Origin of the sequence: Microbulbifer pacificus (assembly GCF_033723955.1) — a bacterium.
GTDB classification, from domain to species: Bacteria; Pseudomonadota; Gammaproteobacteria; order Pseudomonadales; family Cellvibrionaceae; genus Microbulbifer; species Microbulbifer pacificus.
Genome location: NZ_CP137555.1, coordinates 2,642,076 through 2,658,773 on the forward strand (window position 1 = coordinate 2,642,076; position 16,698 = coordinate 2,658,773).

12 protein-coding genes are annotated in these 16,698 nt (G+C 59.2%); 7 read left to right on the top strand and 5 right to left on the bottom strand.

Going from position 1 to position 16,698, the window contains the following annotated elements:
• Positions 1-100 precede the first annotated feature (100 nt).
• Complete coding sequence (locus tag R5R33_RS11360; RefSeq protein WP_318952817.1) at positions 101-736, top strand: OmpA family protein; 636 nt, start codon at positions 101-103, stop codon at positions 734-736.
• 38 nt (positions 737-774) lie between these two features.
• On the opposite strand, the gene R5R33_RS11365 is transcribed toward R5R33_RS11360, so the two are convergent.
• From R5R33_RS11365 to R5R33_RS11385, 5 genes are all read right to left on the bottom strand, one after another.
• Complete coding sequence (locus tag R5R33_RS11365) at positions 775-2,769, bottom strand: OPT family oligopeptide transporter (protein ID WP_318952818.1); 1,995 nt, start codon at positions 2,767-2,769, stop codon at positions 775-777.
• Positions 2,770-2,866: 97 nt separating this feature from the next.
• Positions 2,867-3,709, bottom strand: a complete 843-nt coding sequence (gene metF / locus R5R33_RS11370) for a methylenetetrahydrofolate reductase [NAD(P)H] (protein ID WP_318952819.1) — start codon at positions 3,707-3,709, stop codon at positions 2,867-2,869.
• 102 nt (positions 3,710-3,811) lie between these two features.
• Complete coding sequence (gene ahcY / locus R5R33_RS11375) at positions 3,812-5,197, bottom strand: adenosylhomocysteinase (RefSeq protein ID WP_318952820.1); 1,386 nt, start codon at positions 5,195-5,197, stop codon at positions 3,812-3,814.
• Between the two features lie 114 nt (positions 5,198-5,311).
• Positions 5,312-6,532: a methionine adenosyltransferase gene (gene metK / locus R5R33_RS11380; protein ID WP_318952821.1), complete on the bottom strand. Its 1,221-nt coding sequence runs from the start codon at positions 6,530-6,532 to the stop codon at positions 5,312-5,314.
• A gap of 139 nt (positions 6,533-6,671) precedes the next feature.
• Entirely contained in the window at positions 6,672-7,637 is a 966-nt protein-coding gene (locus R5R33_RS11385) for a metalloregulator ArsR/SmtB family transcription factor (RefSeq protein ID WP_318952822.1), read from the bottom strand.
• A 322-nt stretch (positions 7,638-7,959) separates the two neighbouring features.
• Between R5R33_RS11385 and tkt the strand changes: the two genes are divergently transcribed.
• The 6 genes from tkt to R5R33_RS11415 all read left to right on the top strand — a co-directional run bounded on the left by tkt (position 7,960) and on the right by R5R33_RS11415 (position 16,673).
• On the top strand, positions 7,960-9,960 hold the full coding sequence (gene tkt / locus R5R33_RS11390; RefSeq protein ID WP_318952823.1) for a transketolase: 2,001 nt from the start codon (positions 7,960-7,962) through the stop codon (positions 9,958-9,960).
• A 219-nt stretch (positions 9,961-10,179) separates the two neighbouring features.
• Entirely contained in the window at positions 10,180-11,196 is a 1,017-nt protein-coding gene (gene gap / locus R5R33_RS11395) for a type I glyceraldehyde-3-phosphate dehydrogenase (protein ID WP_318952824.1), read from the top strand.
• Between the two features lie 201 nt (positions 11,197-11,397).
• Positions 11,398-12,444 (top strand): serine hydrolase domain-containing protein, encoded by a 1,047-nt coding sequence (locus tag R5R33_RS11400; RefSeq protein ID WP_318952825.1) that lies wholly within the window; start codon positions 11,398-11,400, stop codon positions 12,442-12,444.
• Between the two features lie 355 nt (positions 12,445-12,799).
• Positions 12,800-15,400, top strand: coding sequence for a TonB-dependent receptor (locus R5R33_RS11405; RefSeq protein ID WP_318952826.1), 2,601 nt, complete (start codon positions 12,800-12,802; stop codon positions 15,398-15,400).
• A 205-nt stretch (positions 15,401-15,605) separates the two neighbouring features.
• Positions 15,606-16,157, top strand: a complete 552-nt coding sequence (locus R5R33_RS11410; RefSeq protein WP_318952827.1) for a DsrE family protein — start codon at positions 15,606-15,608, stop codon at positions 16,155-16,157.
• Between the two features lie 30 nt (positions 16,158-16,187).
• The gene (locus R5R33_RS11415; protein WP_318952828.1) at positions 16,188-16,673 is read left to right on the top strand and encodes a tRNA-uridine aminocarboxypropyltransferase; all 486 of its coding nucleotides are present in this window, start codon (positions 16,188-16,190) and stop codon (positions 16,671-16,673) included.
• Positions 16,674-16,698: the final 25 nt, after the last annotated feature.

A 16,698-nucleotide genomic window follows, 5' to 3' on the forward strand; every position in this document is an offset into this window, starting at 1 on the left:
TTGGTGCGGGTAACCAGCACGCAAGTTTCTACGGAACGACAGCGCCTGATCCTACAATCCGCCGGACGCCTGCCATCTGAACTAAAGAGGAGCCGGCCCCATGCCCGATATCCGGCAGCGCCCCCGCTGGGCGCCGATACTGGTGGTTATTCCCGCCCTGCTGCTCTGCGGCTGTCCCGATCCGACCCGGAAATACACCCTTGATCCGCGCGATTTGGTGAGCAATGGGCTCGGCGAAAAAATCGCGCGCGAGTCCGAGCCATTTGGCGATGATATGGTGCGCTACCTGATGGGGCAGAAGCGCAGGGACGGTGCACTGTTCGTATTGAATGTGGATTTCGAGCCCGGCGGCTTTGCGCCGAAGATGGATACCCTCGGCGATATCGAGGCGCTGCTGGTGATCATGCGGGATTTCCCCGCGCTGAAAATCGTGATTGAGGGCCACACGGACAACGCCGGTGATCAGGACAAAAACCGCAAACTGTCGGAGTGGCGCGCCAGCTGGGTGCGGCAGTTCTTACTGGAGCGCGGCATCAGCGCCGAGCGGGTGGAGGCCGCGGGGCTGGGCGATTCCGATCCGGTTGCGGACAACAGCACGCCGAAAGGGCGGGAGCAGAATCGCCGGTTGGTGGTGCGGGTAGTGGACTACGCCGGCAAGCCAATCAATGTGCACCTGGATCGCAATAAATTGAACCGTGATAAAGCGAAACCGGAGAGATTGAACAAGGAAAACTGACCTGCTTTGCGCTCAGTTTTCCGTGCAAGCTTTCCCTCTCAGCTTTTTTTGGCCAGGTACCAGAAGCACAGTGCAAACCCGGCCAACCCGAGCCACGAAGACAGGGCGATGTCGCCGAGATACGGCACCTTGCCCGGTGCACTCACCGCGAGCACCGCGACAATCACGCCCATCAACGCCTCGCCGGTGATCAGGCCCGAAGCCAACAGCAGGCCATTACCCTCCGCCTCAGGGGTGCCGCGACGTTTCTGTTGCCAGTGTGCCAGCAGCCCACCGAGGAAAATCGGAATCGACAGCCCCAGTGGCAGATACACGCCCACCGCGACCGCGAGTACCGGAAAGCGGAACTCGGCACCGCGCCGCTTCTGGTATTGATCCAGCAGGATCAGCACCACCGCGAGAGCGAAACCGATAAAGATGTAATTCCACTCGATTCCCGCACCGAAAATGCCGGTGGACAGGTCGCGCATCAGGCTCGCCTGGGGCGCAGACAGCGGCGTCGCTTCGGGGTTGAGCGGGCTCACACGGCCAATACCGTAACCCTGGTCGAGTATCGACAGCACAAACGGAATCGCGCCGGCCGCCGCGAGCACACCGATAATCTGGAATACCTGCTGCCGCCAGGGGGTGGCACCGAGTATGTGTCCACACTTCAGGTCCTGCATATTGTCGCCGGCGATAGCGGCGGCAGAGCAAATCATGCCCGCGAGATACATCACCGCGATCGGGCCGAGCTTGGCGGCCATGCCCTCGTTGCCCATCAGCTGCAGCAGGATCAGTGCGGAGACAATAACGGTGGCAATGGTGACGCCGCTGATCGGGTTGTTGCTGGAGCCCACCAGGCCCGCCATGTAACCGGCCACCGAGGCGAACACAAAACCCAGCACCAGCATCAGGCCGGACATGATCGCGGCGATCCAGTAGCGCTCGGGGTATCCGTCCAGCGCGTACAGAAAAATAAAATACAGCGGCACCGCGGAAATGAGTATCAGCAGGCCCACATAGGGAATCGGCATATCCTGCTCGGTGCGAAGCGGCACCTCCCCGGCTCTGGACTGGCGGTGGGCATTCAGGGATGCCTTGACGCCGTCCACCAGCGGTTTGGCCAGGGTAATCAGCGACCATACCCCGCCCACCATCATCGCGCCGACACCGATGCGCCGGCACTGCTGCCAGGAGGTACCGGCGAGATTTTCCCAGTCCTCAGCGCTCCAGCTTGTCATATCACCGCTGACACCGGCGAGTTGCATCAGCTCGTCGCCGTTGATCAGCCAGTTTAGGGGTACCCCGATCAGCGTCCCGATAACACCGCCGATAAACACCAGTGCGGCCACGTTCAGGCCGACGATATAGCCCACACCGAGCAGGGCGGGACTGAGGGTAATATCGCCGGTGAATAGCCATTTGCCACCGAGCCAGCTCTTGGTGGTGGCGACACTGCCGGCCAGCAGGCCTATACCGGATTCCAACAGCTTGATCAGGCCGCCGAGCCCGGCAGCCGCGAGCAATACGCGAAAGCCACGCTTGGCCTCGGCGCTGGGGTGGTACTCCGGGTGGTCCTTGTCGGTAATAACGCCTCCGGTTTTAAGCACCTGCGAGGTGGCCACGCCCTCGGGAAACGCCAGATCCGTCTCCACAATCAGCGCCCGTCGCAGCGGGATGGTAAACGCGACCCCGAGTACCCCGCCGAGAATCCCGATCATGGTCATGGTGCCCCAGTGATAACCGCTCCAGGCCCCCATCATCACCAGTGCCGGTAGCGTGAAGATGATCCCCGCGGCCAGGGATTCGCCGGCGGAGGCAGAGGTCTGCACCATATTGTTTTCGAGAATGGTGGAGCGGCGGAACAGACGCAGCAGCCCCATGGAGGTGGCGGCGGCGGGAATGGAGGCGGAGACGGTGAGACCGACCAGCAGGCCGATATAGGCATTGGCGGCGGCGAGCACCGCCGACAGTATGGCGCCGAGGATCAGCGCCTTGATGGTGATTTCACTGATCACCTGGTCGGCGGGTACGAGGGGACGATCGGCCATGGACAACTCCCTGTCGGTGAGTTTTAAAATTATTTCCCCTTTAGATAGCAAAAAAAGGGGCAAATTGCCCCTTTTTTATTGGATTTGTGTGGCCAGATCAGGCTGCGCTTTCCTGGAATCCCAGTGCGCGCAGGATGTCCGCGCTCGGCGCCACCTGGTTCATGGTGTAGAAGTGCAGCCCCGGTGCGCCGCCTTCCAGCAGGGTTTCACACAGGTCGGTGACGATTTCCAGGCCGAGTTTTTTCACGTCTTCCGGATCGCGGTAGCTCTCCATGCGGTACTTCAGCCAGCGCGGAATTTCCGCCCCGCAATTGCGGGAGAAGCGCGCGAGGTTGGTGAAGTTGGTGATCGGCATGATGCCCGGGTAAATCGGCGCGTCGATGCCGGCCTTTTCGCACTGGTCGACGAAATAGAAATAGGCGTCCGGGTTGTAGAAGTACTGGGTCAGCGCGCTGTTGGCACCGGCCTCGAACTTGCCTTTCAGGAAACGGATGTCGGCATCGTAGCTGTCTGCTTCCGGGTGAATTTCCGGATAGGCCGCCACCTCCAGATGGAACTGATCGCCGGTGTGGCGACGGATAAACGCCACCAGTTCGTTGGCGTACACCAGCTGTGCGACCGAGCCCATACCGGAAGGCATATCGCCGCGCAGCGCCACGATGCGGTCCACACCGGATTCCTTGTAGCGTTCCAGCAGGCCGAGTACGGTTTCCTCATTGTCGCCACCAAAGGACAGGTGCGGTGCAATGGAGACACCATCCCGGCGCAGGTTGCAGACAATGTTTGCGGTGGTGTCGCGGGTGGTGCCGCCGGCACCGTAGGTCACTGAGAAAAACGCCGGGGTAAACGCCTGCAGTTCTTCGCGGGTCTTGTACAGTTTGTCCCGGCCCTCTTCGGTCTTGGGCGGGAAAAACTCAAAACTGATTCTTAAATCGCTCATTATTCAGTTCCATTCCCTCGGGCTTCCTGGATCCCGGATCAAGTCCGGGATGACGGTGGGCGTCATGCCGGCGCAGGCCGGCATCCAGCAAACAAGGGTCAATTAATATTTGTAGCTTTCCGGCTTGTAGGGGCCGTCAACAGAAACGCCGATATATTTGGCCTGGGTTTCGGTCATGCGGGTGATCACGCCACCGAAGCCTTCCACCATGTATTTGGCCACTTCCTCGTCCAGCTGCTTCGGCAGTACTTTCACGTACAGCGCGGAAACTTTGTGGTCCGCCGGCAGGTCGGCAAATTTTTCCTGGTACAGGTGAATCTGGGCCAGTACCTGGTTGGCGAAGGAGCCATCCATGATGCGACTGGGGTGGCCGGTGGCATTGCCCAGGTTCACCAGGCGGCCTTCGGACAGCAGCAGCAGGTGATCGTTGGTTTCCGCATTGCGCACAATCTTGTGCACCTGCGGTTTTACTTCCTGCCATTCCCAGTTCTTGCGCATGAAAGCGGTGTCGATCTCGTTGTCGAAGTGGCCGATGTTGCACACCACCGCGCCGCTCTTCAGTGCTTTCAGCATGTTGGCATCGCACACATTGACGTTACCGGTAGTGGTCACCAGCAGGTCGGTGTTGGCCAGCAGGTCCTTGTTGATGCAGGACGCATCGCCGGTGTTGACGCCGTCGATGAACGGGGACACCAGCTCGTAGCCGTCCATGCACGCCTGCATGGCACAGATGGGATCGATCTCGGTGACCTTCACGATCATGCCTTCCTGACGCAGGGATGCCGCGGAGCCCTTGCCCACGTCACCGTAACCGATCACCAGTGCTTTCTTGCCGGACAGCAGGTGGTCGGTGCCGCGCTTGATGGCGTCGTTCAGGCTGTGACGACAGCCGTACTTGTTGTCGTTCTTGCTCTTGGTGACGGAGTCGTTGACGTTGATCGCCGGTACTTTCAGGGTGCCGGCTTTCAGCATGTCCTGCAGGCGGTGCACACCGGTGGTGGTCTCTTCGGAAATGCCATGGACCTTGTCCAGCAGTTCCGGGTACTTGCGGTGCAGCAGCTCGGTCAGGTCACCGCCGTCGTCCAGGATCATGTTGGGCTGCCAGCCGGCGACATCGGCGCCGATGGTGCGCTCGAGACACCACTCGTACTCTTCCTCGGTTTCACCTTTCCAGGCAAACACCGGAATGCCGCGCGCGGCGATGGCGGCAGCGGCGTGATCCTGGGTGGAGAAAATGTTGCAGGAAGACCAGCGCACTTCCGCACCGAGCGCGACCAGGGTTTCGATCAGCACCGCAGTCTGGATGGTCATGTGAATGCAGCCCATGATGCGGGCGCCCGCCAGCGGCTGTTCCGCGCGGTATTTTTCGCGCAGGGTGATCAGCGCGGGCATCTCGCCCTCGGCAATTTCAATTTCCTTGCGGCCCCAGTTAGCCAGGGAAATGTCGGCGACCTTGAAATCTTTGAATTCGGTGCTCATCTGGTTCATGTCCTGAATCTCTGAATATTTATTCTCGTCAGACCGGCGCAGGCCGGTATCCAGTTTCGTGGCAGCTGGATACCGGCCTGCGCCGGTATGACGCTAGTGTGTAAGTGGGTGAAATTACAATCCGGCCTGCGCGCGCAGGGTTTCCGCCTTGTCGGTTTTTTCCCACGGGAAGGCGGTGAAGGTCTCGGTCTGCTCGTGACCGTTGCTGTCGATCCACTTGTAGGTGTGCTCGAACGGCTCGCGACCGAAGTGGCCGTAGGCAGCGGTAAGCTGGTACATCGGGTGCAGCAGGTCCAGTACCTTGGAGATGGCGTAGGGGCGCAGGTCGAAATTCTCGCGCACCAGCTCAATCAGTTTCTCGTCACTCACCTTGCCGGTGCCGAAGGTGTTGATGGCAACGGACGTCGGCTCGGCGACACCGATGGCGTAGGACACCTGGATTTCACAGCGCTTGGCGAGACCGGCAGCGACGATGTTCTTCGCCACATAACGGCCGGCATAGGCCGCGGAGCGGTCCACTTTGGACGGGTCCTTGCCGGAGAAGGCGCCGCCGCCGTGACGGGCGGAACCGCCGTAGGTGTCGACAATGATCTTGCGTCCAGTCAGGCCGCAGTCACCCACGGGGCCACCGATCACGAATTTGCCGGTGGGGTTGATGTGGAACTTGGTGTTGGCGTGCAGCAGCTCTGCTGGCAGCACGTGGTGCACGATCAGTTCCATTACCGCTTCGCGCAGGTCTTCCTGGGAAACTTCCGGGCTGTGCTGGGTGGACAGTACTACCGCATCGATTGCGCAGGGCTTGCCGTCTTCGTCGTAGCGGAAGGTCACTTGGCTTTTCGCATCCGGGCGCAGCCACGGCAGCAGACCGGACTTGCGCGCTTCCGCCTGACGCTCTACCAGACGGTGGGCGTAGTAGATCGGAGACGGCATGAAGGTGGGGGTTTCGTCGGTAGCGTAGCCGAACATCAGGCCCTGGTCGCCGGCACCCTGGTCTTCCGGCTTCACGCGGTCGACGCCCTGGGCGATATCCACGGACTGTTTGCCGATCACATTCAGCACACCACAGGTTTCACCGTCGTAGCCGACGTCGGAGGAGGTGTAGCCGATATCGGTGATGACCTTGCGCACCAGGTCTTCGAGGTCGACCCAGGCGGAAGTGGAAATTTCGCCGGCGATGACGGCGATGCCGGTTTTCACCAGGGTTTCACAGGCAACGCGGGCGTTCTTGTCGCGCGCCAGCAGTGCGTCCAGTACTGCATCGGAAATCTGGTCGGCGATTTTGTCCGGATGGCCTTCGGAAACGGATTCCGAGGTAAAGATGCTGTATTCACTCATTGTGAGTTTCTCCTTGTCCGCTGCTGGCGGTTTACGAAATTTTGATCTCAGCGTTCCGTCGTTTTAGTTAGGGAGCACTGGATCTGATTTTGGTTGTGTGAAGCCTGATGCTGAAAACGACGCACCAGAGCTACAAAGCTCAGGATTTAACAAATTCCTGGATCTGAATCTGAAATCCGTTGCGCAAAGCACTGTGAACACTGCGACCTTTCTGCAGTCCCGCGTCGGATGCCCATTCCACCAACTGCTGGGGCGCAAACCCGAGCCACAGGTCGCCACATGCGTCTCGCGCCCAGTCCTGTTCATGGTCGTGCAGTTCGGTAATCAACAGCTGACCGCCGACTTTCAGGGACCTCTGCAAATCCTGAAGAATCTGCGCCGGCTCCGGGGTGTGGTGTAAAACCATGTTCACCACAATGCAGTCCGCGCTCTCCGGCCGGGAAGCCGCCGCGCGGGTGTCGTCGCACACAAACTCGATATTCTGCAGACCCTTTTCGTCCGCAAACGCCTGTGCCCGCTCCAGCATCGTCTTCGACAGATCCAGTGCCGTCACCGTGCCGAACCGGTTCGCCAGCTCTTCCAGAAACTCGCCCTCACCCGGGCCGACCTCCAGGGCGTGACGTCCGGGTTTCAGCAGCTGTGCTACCTGTGGGCCGTACACGCTATAACTGGCGATCAACTCCTGCTGCTCGCGGAAGCGGTTGCCGTAGTCCGCAAAGAAACGACGCGACGCCTCCGCGCGCTCTGCGGCGATCTGCGCCACGGTTTCCGCACGGGCCTCCGGCATTGGCAGCAGGTCGAGGCCGGCGAACAATTGTTGTAGCAGATCACTGCTCGCGGTGCGGCGATAAAACAGGTTATTGCCCTCGCGGCGCTTGCTCACCAGCCCCGCTTGCGCAAGAACCTTCAAATGGTGCGAGAGCGCGGGCTGGCGCAGGTCGAAGATGCGGCACAGTTCCAGCACGCTGTAGGAGTCCTGGGCCAGCAGGCGCAGGATCTCCAGGCGCAGCGGGTCGCCGGCGGCCTTGAGGGTCGCCGCCAGTTGCGGAATGTCATCGCTGGCGTTGGTTTCGGTGCACGCAGGGGCACTGTTGGAGTCAAGCATGCGGGGGAGTCTAGCAGCGTCCCGAAACTACATCAAAGTTTTTTGATTTAGGTGTATCGAAAAACTTTGATAAAGCATGGACAAACCACGGGTTCGCCAATAGATGGCCCTTTGCTAGGAAATTGTTGCTGCCAGGAGCGGGGAATTGCCCCCGCAGCCTTTGCGCCGGCGGGGTGATTACGGGAAAATACGCCCCCCGTTTCACCACCGGCACCTTAACGCCATCGGCGCCGGAGGCGGCAGCGGGTCGCGGCAACTGGCCGTCAGAGCCGGGCTCGCAGCACATCTGATGAACCGAAAGATCCCAAACCGAGAGATCCCTATGTCTTCTACTCCGTCTCGCACAGAAAAGGCTAACGCCATCCGCGCCCTCGCCATGGACGCGGTCCAGAAAGCCAATAGTGGCCACCCCGGCGCGCCAATGGGCATGGCCGACATTGCCGAAGTGCTGTGGAACGACTACCTGAAACACAATCCGGCCAACCCCGAGTGGGCGGACCGCGACCGCTTCGTGCTGTCCAATGGCCACGGTTCCATGCTGCTGTACTCCCTGCTGCACCTGACAGGCTACGACCTGTCCATCCACGAGCTGCAGAACTTCCGCCAGCTGCACTCCAAAACCCCGGGCCACCCCGAGTACGGCTACGCCCCGGGTGTGGAAACCACCACCGGCCCGCTGGGTCAGGGCATCACCAATGCGGTGGGCATGGCGCTGGCCGAGAAAGTCATGGCCGCTCAGTTCAACCGCGAAGGTTACGAGCTGGTGGACCACCACACCTACTGCTTCCTGGGTGATGGCTGCCTGATGGAAGGCATCTCCCACGAAGCCTGCTCCCTGGCTGGCACCCTGGGCCTCGGCAAGCTGATTGCCTTCTACGACGACAATGGCATCTCCATCGACGGTGAAGTGGAAGGCTGGTTCACCGACGACACCCCGAAGCGTTTCGAATCCTACGGCTGGCACGTGATCCGGGGCGTGGACGGCCACGATCCGCAGGCAATCAAGGCCGCGATCGAAGAAGCCCGCGCAGAAACCGCCAAGCCCACCATCATCTGCTGCAAGACCGTGATCGGCTTCGGCTCCCCCAACAAGCAGGGCCGCGAAGAATGTCACGGCGCACCGCTGGGTGCCGAAGAAATCGCGCTGGTACGCGAGACTCTGGGCTGGAAATACGCACCGTTCGAGATTCCGGACGAACTGTATGTCGCTTGGGACGCACGCGGCAAGGGCGAAGCGCAGGAAGAAGAGTGGAACGACATCTTCGAGGATTACAAAGAGACTTACCCGGAGCTGGCGGAAGAGTTTGTGCGCCGCATGAAGGGCGAACTGCCGGCAGACTTCCTCGCCAAGGCCGACGAGTACATCAAAAAGTGCCAGGCCGACGCCGAGAAAATCGCCTCCCGTAAGGCCAGCCAGAATGCGCTGAATGCCTTCGGCCCACTGCTGCCGGAATTCCTCGGCGGCTCCGCCGACCTGGCCGGTTCCAACCTCACCATCTGGTCCGGCTCCAAAGGCGTCAGCGCAGACGATGCCAGCGGCAACTACGTCTACTACGGCGTACGCGAATTCGGTATGAGCGCGATCATGAACGGTATCGCCCTGCACGGTGGCCTGGTACCCTACGGCGCGACCTTCCTGATGTTCATGGAGTACGCCCGCAACGCCGTGCGCATGGCCGCACTGATGAAACAACGCGTCATCTTCGTGTACACCCACGACTCCATTGGCCTCGGCGAAGACGGCCCGACCCACCAGCCGGTTGAGCAGCTCACCGCCCTGCGCGTGACCCCCAACCTGCACACCTGGCGCCCCTGCGACGCCACCGAATCCGCAGTGAGCTGGAAAATGGCAGTGGCCCGCAAAAACGGTCCCAGCGCCCTCATCTTCAGCCGTCAGGGCCTCGCCCCGCAGGCGCGCACCGATGAGCAGCTGGCAGCCATCGAGAAGGGCGGCTACATCCTGCGCGACTGCGACGGCACCCCGGAAGCGATCATCATCGCCACCGGCTCCGAGGTAGAACTCGCCACCGCCGCCGCCGACAAACTTGCCGGCCGCAAAGTGCGCGTTGTTTCCATGCCCTGTGCAGAGGCCTTCTCAGCCCAGAGCGCCGACTACCGCGAATCCGTACTGCCGTCCTCCGTACGCGCCCGCGTTGCGGTAGAAGCCGGTCACAAGGACTACTGGTACAAGTTCGTAGGCTTCGACGGCGCCATCGTCGGCATGGACACCTTCGGTGAATCCGCACCGGCCGGTGACCTGATGAAGCACTTCGGCATCACCACCGATAAAGTTGTGGAAGCGGTTGAAGGACTGCTGAAGTAACAAACGATGACTGCTGACACTTCTCATACGTAGTGCGGCAGTCAGAATTGCAGGGCAGGTGCGGGGCAAGGGTTTTCGGAAGCGTCGCAAACAGGATGTTTGCGCCGCAGCGCCCAGGGATGGGTTTACAGCGGTTCCGAATACCCTTGCGCCGTGCCTGACCGCCACCGCACTGGAACAGAGCTAAACCGAGGGCGGTGGAATTAGCCCGAGGAATGCATGTCCACTCCAATAAGACTCGCCATCAACGGCTACGGCCGCATAGGACGAAGTGTCCTTCGAGCCCTCTACGAATCCAACCTGCGTGACCAGCTGCAGATCGTTGCCATCAACGAACTGGCCGACTGCGCCACCATCGCCCACCTCACCAAATACGACACCGTCCACGGCCGTTTCCACGGTGATGTGAGCGTGCACAACGACACCCTGCACATCAACGGCGACCCTATCGCCGTCACCCACCACAGCGAACTGGAAGACCTCGACTGGTGCAATCCGCAGGTGGACGTCGTCCTCGAATGCACCGGCAGCTTCAGCGAGCGCGAACGCGCCGAACTGCACCTAAAAGCCGGAGCCAAAAAGGTCATCTTCTCCCAGCCCGCCAGCCGCGACGTCGATGCCACCATCGTCTACGGCGTCAACGACACCGCGCTCACAGGTAGCGAGACCATCATCTCCGCCGCTTCCTGCACCACCAACTGTAGCATTCCCGTCATTGCGGCCCTCGAGAGCGCGTTCGGCATCGAAGCCGGCGTCATCACCACCATCCACTCGGCGATGAACGACCAGCCGGTAAATGACGCCTACCACCACACCGACCTGCGCAAAACCCGCTCTGCGCTGAACTCCATCATCCCGGTAGACACCGGCCTCGCCCGTGGCATCGAGCGTATCCTTCCCGACATGGCGGGCAAATTCGAAGCCCAGGCCATGCGCGTGCCCACCATCAACGTCTCTGCCATCGATCTGTCGGTGCAGCTGAAAAAGTCCGTCACCCAGGCCGAAGTCAATTCAGTACTCAGAACTGCTGCCGAAACCCGATTTTCCGGCGTGCTCGGTTACAGCGAAGAGCCTCTGGCTTCCTGTGACTACAACCACGATCCGCGCTCCGGTGTGGTCGACGCCGGTCAGACCCGGGTTGCCGGCGGCAAAATGGTGAAGGTGCTGATCTGGTTTGATAATGAATGGGGCTTTGCCAATCGCATGCTGGACGTGGCGAGAAAGATGCAGGTGTGAATGCGCCTTCTGTAAAGGCAGAAATTTCAGGGTAGAAATTTTTTGAATCGGACTTCAGACTGGTTCGACAAAGCACGACTCTGAGTTCTGCCTCTCATGAATATAAAATCCAAAGCCAGACTCGCTGCATTGCTTATTGCCTGTGTTTGCAGCACTTATAGTTTTCCCTCTGAATCTCCAGCTCCGGTTGCGCCGCCTGCAATGACCGATGACTGGTTGGCGACGCCTGCGGCCGAGGTACCACTGTCCGGCGAGCTGATGGGCAAGATGGATGGTGCCATCCGCAACGGGGACTTCGGCAACATCACCAGCGTGGTGGTGGCGTATCGCGGTCGCATTGCATTCGAGCGCTATTTTGCCGGAGATGCCGGCACGCTGCGCAATACGCGTTCGGCGACCAAGACCGTGACGAGTATCCTTGTCGGCCTGGCGCTGGCGGCGGGTGAACTCCCGGACTTGAACGCCAGGGTTTTGCCGTTACTACCCCAGAAACCGCATCTGTATCAGGAACCGCGCAAAAACGAGATCACGTTCGCCGATTTGATGACCATGAGCTCGGTGCTCGAGTGCGACGACTGGAATTCATTTTCCAGCGGCAACGAGGAGCGCATGTATCTGCGCGAGGACTGGCTGCAGTTTGCGCTGGACTTGCCCATCCGCGGTACGCCCCCCTGGGAAACACCGCCGGCACAGCGCCCCTATGGCCGCGCCTTCAGTTATTGCACCGCCGGGGTATACATGCTCGGGCGGGCGCTGGCAGGCGCCGTGCGCATGCCGCTTGAAGAGTTTGCCGCGAAAAACCTGTTCGCGCCGCTGGGTATTGAGCAATATCGCTGGCAACACTCCCCCACTGGTCAAATCCAAACCGGTGGTGGCCTGGAACTGCGCAGCCGTGACCTGTTAAAGCTGGCCCAACTCTATGCGAATGGTGGTGAATGGGGTGGGCGGCGCCTTCTGCCGAGTAGCTGGGTGCAGGCCTCGATTGAGCCTCGGGTGCAATTCGAAGGATCGGATGGCCGCAGCTTCGAGTATGGTTATTTGTGGTGGTTGCAGTCGTTTGCAGTCAATGGAAAGCGGGTGGCCACTTACCATATGGCCGGTGCCGGTGGGAATATTGTATTGGTGGCACCGGCGCTGGATCTGGCGGCAGTAATCACCAGTGAAAATTTCCGTCGCAGCGATGCGCACGCACTGACGCGAGCACTGCTCAGTGATCACATACTGCCGGCGGTTAATTTGTTGGAATAGTGAAACCGAAAAATATCCAACCTTAAAAGCCCGGAATAATTCGGGCATGCTGCCGCAGCCGAATTTTATAAGCAGCCTGACTTTGGCATTGCCTACTTCACTCGTGCCTGATGACGCGTTACCCGAGCTGAACACTATAGTTCAGCGCACCTCAGCCCCCTCCCATATATGCCTTTCGTGCCACTCCAGCTATTTGGCGTATAAATCAGTTCAATCGCCGCAATCTCACACAAATTATTCTTGCATCGCCTTCTGCAATGAATAATTCTTGTTTGGTCGATTGTCTTGGAATATTTTATTTCATCGGTGGTTGAGTCCCGCTGCCTGCAAAACAATAATCAATAAGGAGAGGTTGATGAACCGACTGCAACGAGCCATACGTCTGGCCAATATTTCGCTGTTTACCTTTGGAGCCATGGTTGCCCTTCCAGCTGCTGCACAAGACGAGAGCAGCAAAGAGTCACAACGGTTGGAGGAAGTGGAGGTCACCGGTTATCGGGGATCGGTGAAGAAAAGTCTGGATATCAAGCGCAATGCCGATGTGATGATGGACGCCATCTCGGCAGAGGACGTTGGCAAGTTTCCAGATCAGACCGTTGCCGACGCGCTGCAACGCGTGGCCGGTGTATCGGTGGAAAAATCCGAAGGTGAGGCGGACCGCGTAAGTATCCGCGGCACGCCACCTCATCTCAATATGACCCTGTTCAACGGCCAGCATGTGGCCACTGCGCTGGCGTCCGCGGATGTGGCGAGCCCACCAAGCCGCAGCTTCAACTACTCCCTGTTGCCTTCAGAGCTGATCAACACCCTGGAAGTACACAAGTCGCCACAAGCGAAAATTGAAGAGGGCTCGATCGGCGGCACGGTAATTGTGAAGACCCGCAGCCCTCTGTCCACTGCCAGTAATTACACGGCGCTGTCGGTAAAGGATATTTATCAGGAATCCAGTGGTGAGCACAGCCCGGCCATCTCCGGATTCTACTCCTGGAAAAACGAGGGCAATGACTTCGGCGTGAACATGTCGTATGTCAGCCGCGATAACCGTATCCAGCGGGATACCAGTGGGGTTGGTTACCGCGGTTTTATGGCGGGTGCAGACGGTAGCTATCTGCCGGACAACGTTCGCGCAACGCGCTACAACTCTGACAAGGACCTGCGCACTGCCACCCTGGCGCTGGAGTGGCAGGCGAATGACAGCCTGAACCTGCAGCTCAACAACCTGGTATCCAAAGTGGATCAGCTCAACCAGTTCATTAGTAACGGCGCCTGGAACTCAGGTGCTGCGGCGGGCTTCACCAATGTGCAACTGGCGGGGGACACTATCGTCGCGGCCGACGTGCCTGAAACTGCCGGCACCGGCACCTGGGCGGAAGAGAGCTTGTACAGCACCAACTACCATGAGGGTGGTTACGAGACTCGCGCACATGATCTGAAGGTGGAATTCACCGGTGAAGGTTACACGCTGGCCGGCCACCTGGGGCACACTGCAGCCGAGGGCGATATTGTCGACGACCAGGTGGAGTTTGAAGCAAGCGCCAATACCTCGTTCGAAATTATCGGTACTCCATCCTACACACTGGATGCAGCGCTGACGCCTGCGGACTACTCGCGTATCTACACACACCGCAATATCTTTGCCAACAGCGAAGACGAGACTTATGCCCAGTTGGATCTGAACCTGGAACTCCAGAATGACTGGATAAGTTCTGTGGATGTCGGGGTTAAACACCGCGACCACATGAAAAAGTCGGACTTCTGGAAAGAACAGTGGATCGGCAGTGCTACTCTCGATCAGTTCACCAGCGGCAATTCCGCCGATGACTTCATGGGCAACAGTGGATCTCCGGACGGGCTCTGGGACTTCGATGCGGCGGCCTGGAAACAGTGGACTGTTGACAACCCGGCACTGCGTGCGAACTACCGCCCGGACTACAGTTTCGAGATGGAAGAGAAGGTGACCAGCACCTACGTTCAGGCCAATTTGGATCACGGTCAGCTGCACGGTAACGTCGGCGTGCGCTACGCCAGTACCGATGCGACCAGTCGCGGTTTCCAGATGGTCAAGGTGGTGTCCTGGAACCCGGATACCTGGACGTTGGAACCCGGCCGGGTGGATAACGATTACAGCAGCGTATTGCCGAGTCTGAACCTGGCTTACGACCTGCAGGACGACATGATTCTGCGCTTTGCTGCCGCCAAGGTGATCTCACGTCCCGACTACGACAACCTGGCCATGCGTCGTGCCTATGCAAAAAGCGCCTGGGCAGGCGCGGGCTACGATGGCCTTGGGGCAGGTGGCAACCCGGAGCTCGAGCCGTATCGCGCCAACCAGTACGATGTTTCCGCCGAGTATTACTTCACCGACTCGTCGATCGTTTCCCTGGCATTGTTTTACAAGGATATCGAGTCCTATATCGATACCACTCAGTCGGCTGAGCAGCTTCCGGATGAGAATGGTGTGATTGGTTTGTACAACATCACCATCCCGGTGAACGGCATCGGCGGTCGCAACCAGGGTGTCGAGCTGACGCTTCAGCACGACCTGGGCAATGGTTTCGGTGTACTGGCCAACTACACCTACTCGGATGCGGACATGTTGGAAACCGCAGAGGAAAAGGCGGCAGGCATCGAAAAGCAACTGCCGGCCAACTCCAGTGATACTTACAACGCGACCGCCTATTACGAGGACCACGGCCTGTCGGCGCGACTGGCTTATAACTACCGTTCGCGCTACTACACGGGCACTAACCGCAATGGCCTGGACAAGTATGCCGACGGCTACGGTCAGGTGGATGCGAATATCTCCTATCAGCTCACCGACAATGTGTCACTGGTTCTGCAGATGTTGAATCTCACCGACAGCGAGCAAACGAGCTTTTGGGATTCCAGCGAACGGGTTGGTGATATCCACCAGTACGGCCGTCGCTTCTTTGCCGGAATCAACGCAAAGTTCTGACGAAAAAATTGCATTTCTCCTTTGGTCGTTTTGGGGCCGGTACCGAAAGGATACCGGCCCTTTTTTATACCGTTTATAGGCTACGACGCATGCCTGCATTGCAGTGCAGGGTATTGGTGCGAGCGCAGTATCGATGCTATTCACTGGACCCAAGCGCCGCTGCGTGCAGTAGAATGCCATTTCAATAATAAATGCGGGAACTATCATGCGCTTTTTGAAAATATCAATTCACTGCCTGAAAGGTGCGCTCATGGCATGCCTGCTGCAACCAGCCCTGGCCTCGGCAGAATTCGCCACCGGCCCGGTGGTGGAGAACTTTGGCGCGGTGGCCGATGTTGTGCAATCGGTGCCGCTCACCGGTAAAGAACGTTTCAAGGTTGTATTTGACGCAGCGGAGCAGGGCGAAGAGGGAAAGCGCAATCGCAAGTTCGAGAGCCTCGCCCGCTTCCTCAATATGCAGGCGCGCGCGGGCGTGAAACCGGAACAGATCGAGCTGGCGCTGGTGGTCCACGGCGGTGCGGGCTTTGATGTAGTAAACAGCGCCGCTTTCCAGAAAAAGTTCCAGCGCGATAATCCCAACGCTGAATTGCTGGCGGCGTTACAGAAACACAAGGTGCGCGTCATTCTTTGCGGCCAATCCGCCGCGTTTAACGGAATCGAGAATGATGACTTGTTGCCCGGCGTAGAGATGGCCCTGTCCGCCATGACGGCCCACGCCCTGTTGCAGCAACAGGGCTATACGCTTAATCCTTGGTGAGAACCGGTAAACCGATAGAAAACTCCAGGTATGCAGATCATACTCCTGACTCACGAACGCGAACTGGAGCGTCCGAGTAACACCGGCAAGCTGGTACTGTCCGCCGTAGCCGGTGAGGGAGTAGGTGTGGAGCGGGTGATCTGGCGGCGCGCAGAACCGGATAAAGCATTGCTGGCGACGCTGGATGATCCCGCGATGGGGCTGCTGTATCCCGATACCGAAGTGGCGGGTGAAGCGGCCGGTAACATGAGCATCGAAACCTGCGAGCGGTTTATCCTGCTCGACGCCACCTGGCAGGAGGCGCGCAAGATGTTCAATCGCAGCCCCTATCTCCACCTTGTGCGCAGAGTGAACCTGGTGCCAGCGCGGGATTCCCGCTTTCGCCTGCGGCGCAACCAGAAGTCGGCGGGGCTGTGTACCGTGGAATGTGTGGTGGAAATCCTGCGCTGCAAAGGTCACCTTGAACTTGCCGCTCTGCTGGAGGAGGAATTTGAGCGCTTCAATAGCGCAAATTAAAAAGCTGGCGATTAACGAAGAAGTA

What these genes read in the sequence shown, in the direction of transcription:
- R5R33_RS11360 (WP_318952817.1), top strand. Translation starts at nt 101, where the DNA reads ATGCCCGATATCCGGCAGCGCCCCCGCTGGGCGCCGATACTGGTGGTT.
- R5R33_RS11365 (WP_318952818.1), bottom strand. Translation starts at nt 2,769, where the DNA reads ATGGCCGATCGTCCCCTCGTACCCGCCGACCAGGTGATCAGTGAAATC.
- metF (WP_318952819.1), bottom strand. Translation starts at nt 3,709, where the DNA reads ATGAGCGATTTAAGAATCAGTTTTGAGTTTTTCCCGCCCAAGACCGAA.
- ahcY (WP_318952820.1), bottom strand. Translation starts at nt 5,197, where the DNA reads ATGAACCAGATGAGCACCGAATTCAAAGATTTCAAGGTCGCCGACATT.
- metK (WP_318952821.1), bottom strand. Translation starts at nt 6,532, where the DNA reads ATGAGTGAATACAGCATCTTTACCTCGGAATCCGTTTCCGAAGGCCAT.
- R5R33_RS11385 (WP_318952822.1), bottom strand. Translation starts at nt 7,637, where the DNA reads ATGCTTGACTCCAACAGTGCCCCTGCGTGCACCGAAACCAACGCCAGC.
- tkt (WP_318952823.1), top strand. Translation starts at nt 7,960, where the DNA reads ATGTCTTCTACTCCGTCTCGCACAGAAAAGGCTAACGCCATCCGCGCC.
- gap (WP_318952824.1), top strand. Translation starts at nt 10,180, where the DNA reads ATGTCCACTCCAATAAGACTCGCCATCAACGGCTACGGCCGCATAGGA.
- R5R33_RS11400 (WP_318952825.1), top strand. Translation starts at nt 11,398, where the DNA reads ATGACCGATGACTGGTTGGCGACGCCTGCGGCCGAGGTACCACTGTCC.
- R5R33_RS11405 (WP_318952826.1), top strand. Translation starts at nt 12,800, where the DNA reads ATGAACCGACTGCAACGAGCCATACGTCTGGCCAATATTTCGCTGTTT.
- R5R33_RS11410 (WP_318952827.1), top strand. Translation starts at nt 15,606, where the DNA reads ATGCGCTTTTTGAAAATATCAATTCACTGCCTGAAAGGTGCGCTCATG.
- R5R33_RS11415 (WP_318952828.1), top strand. Translation starts at nt 16,188, where the DNA reads ATGCAGATCATACTCCTGACTCACGAACGCGAACTGGAGCGTCCGAGT.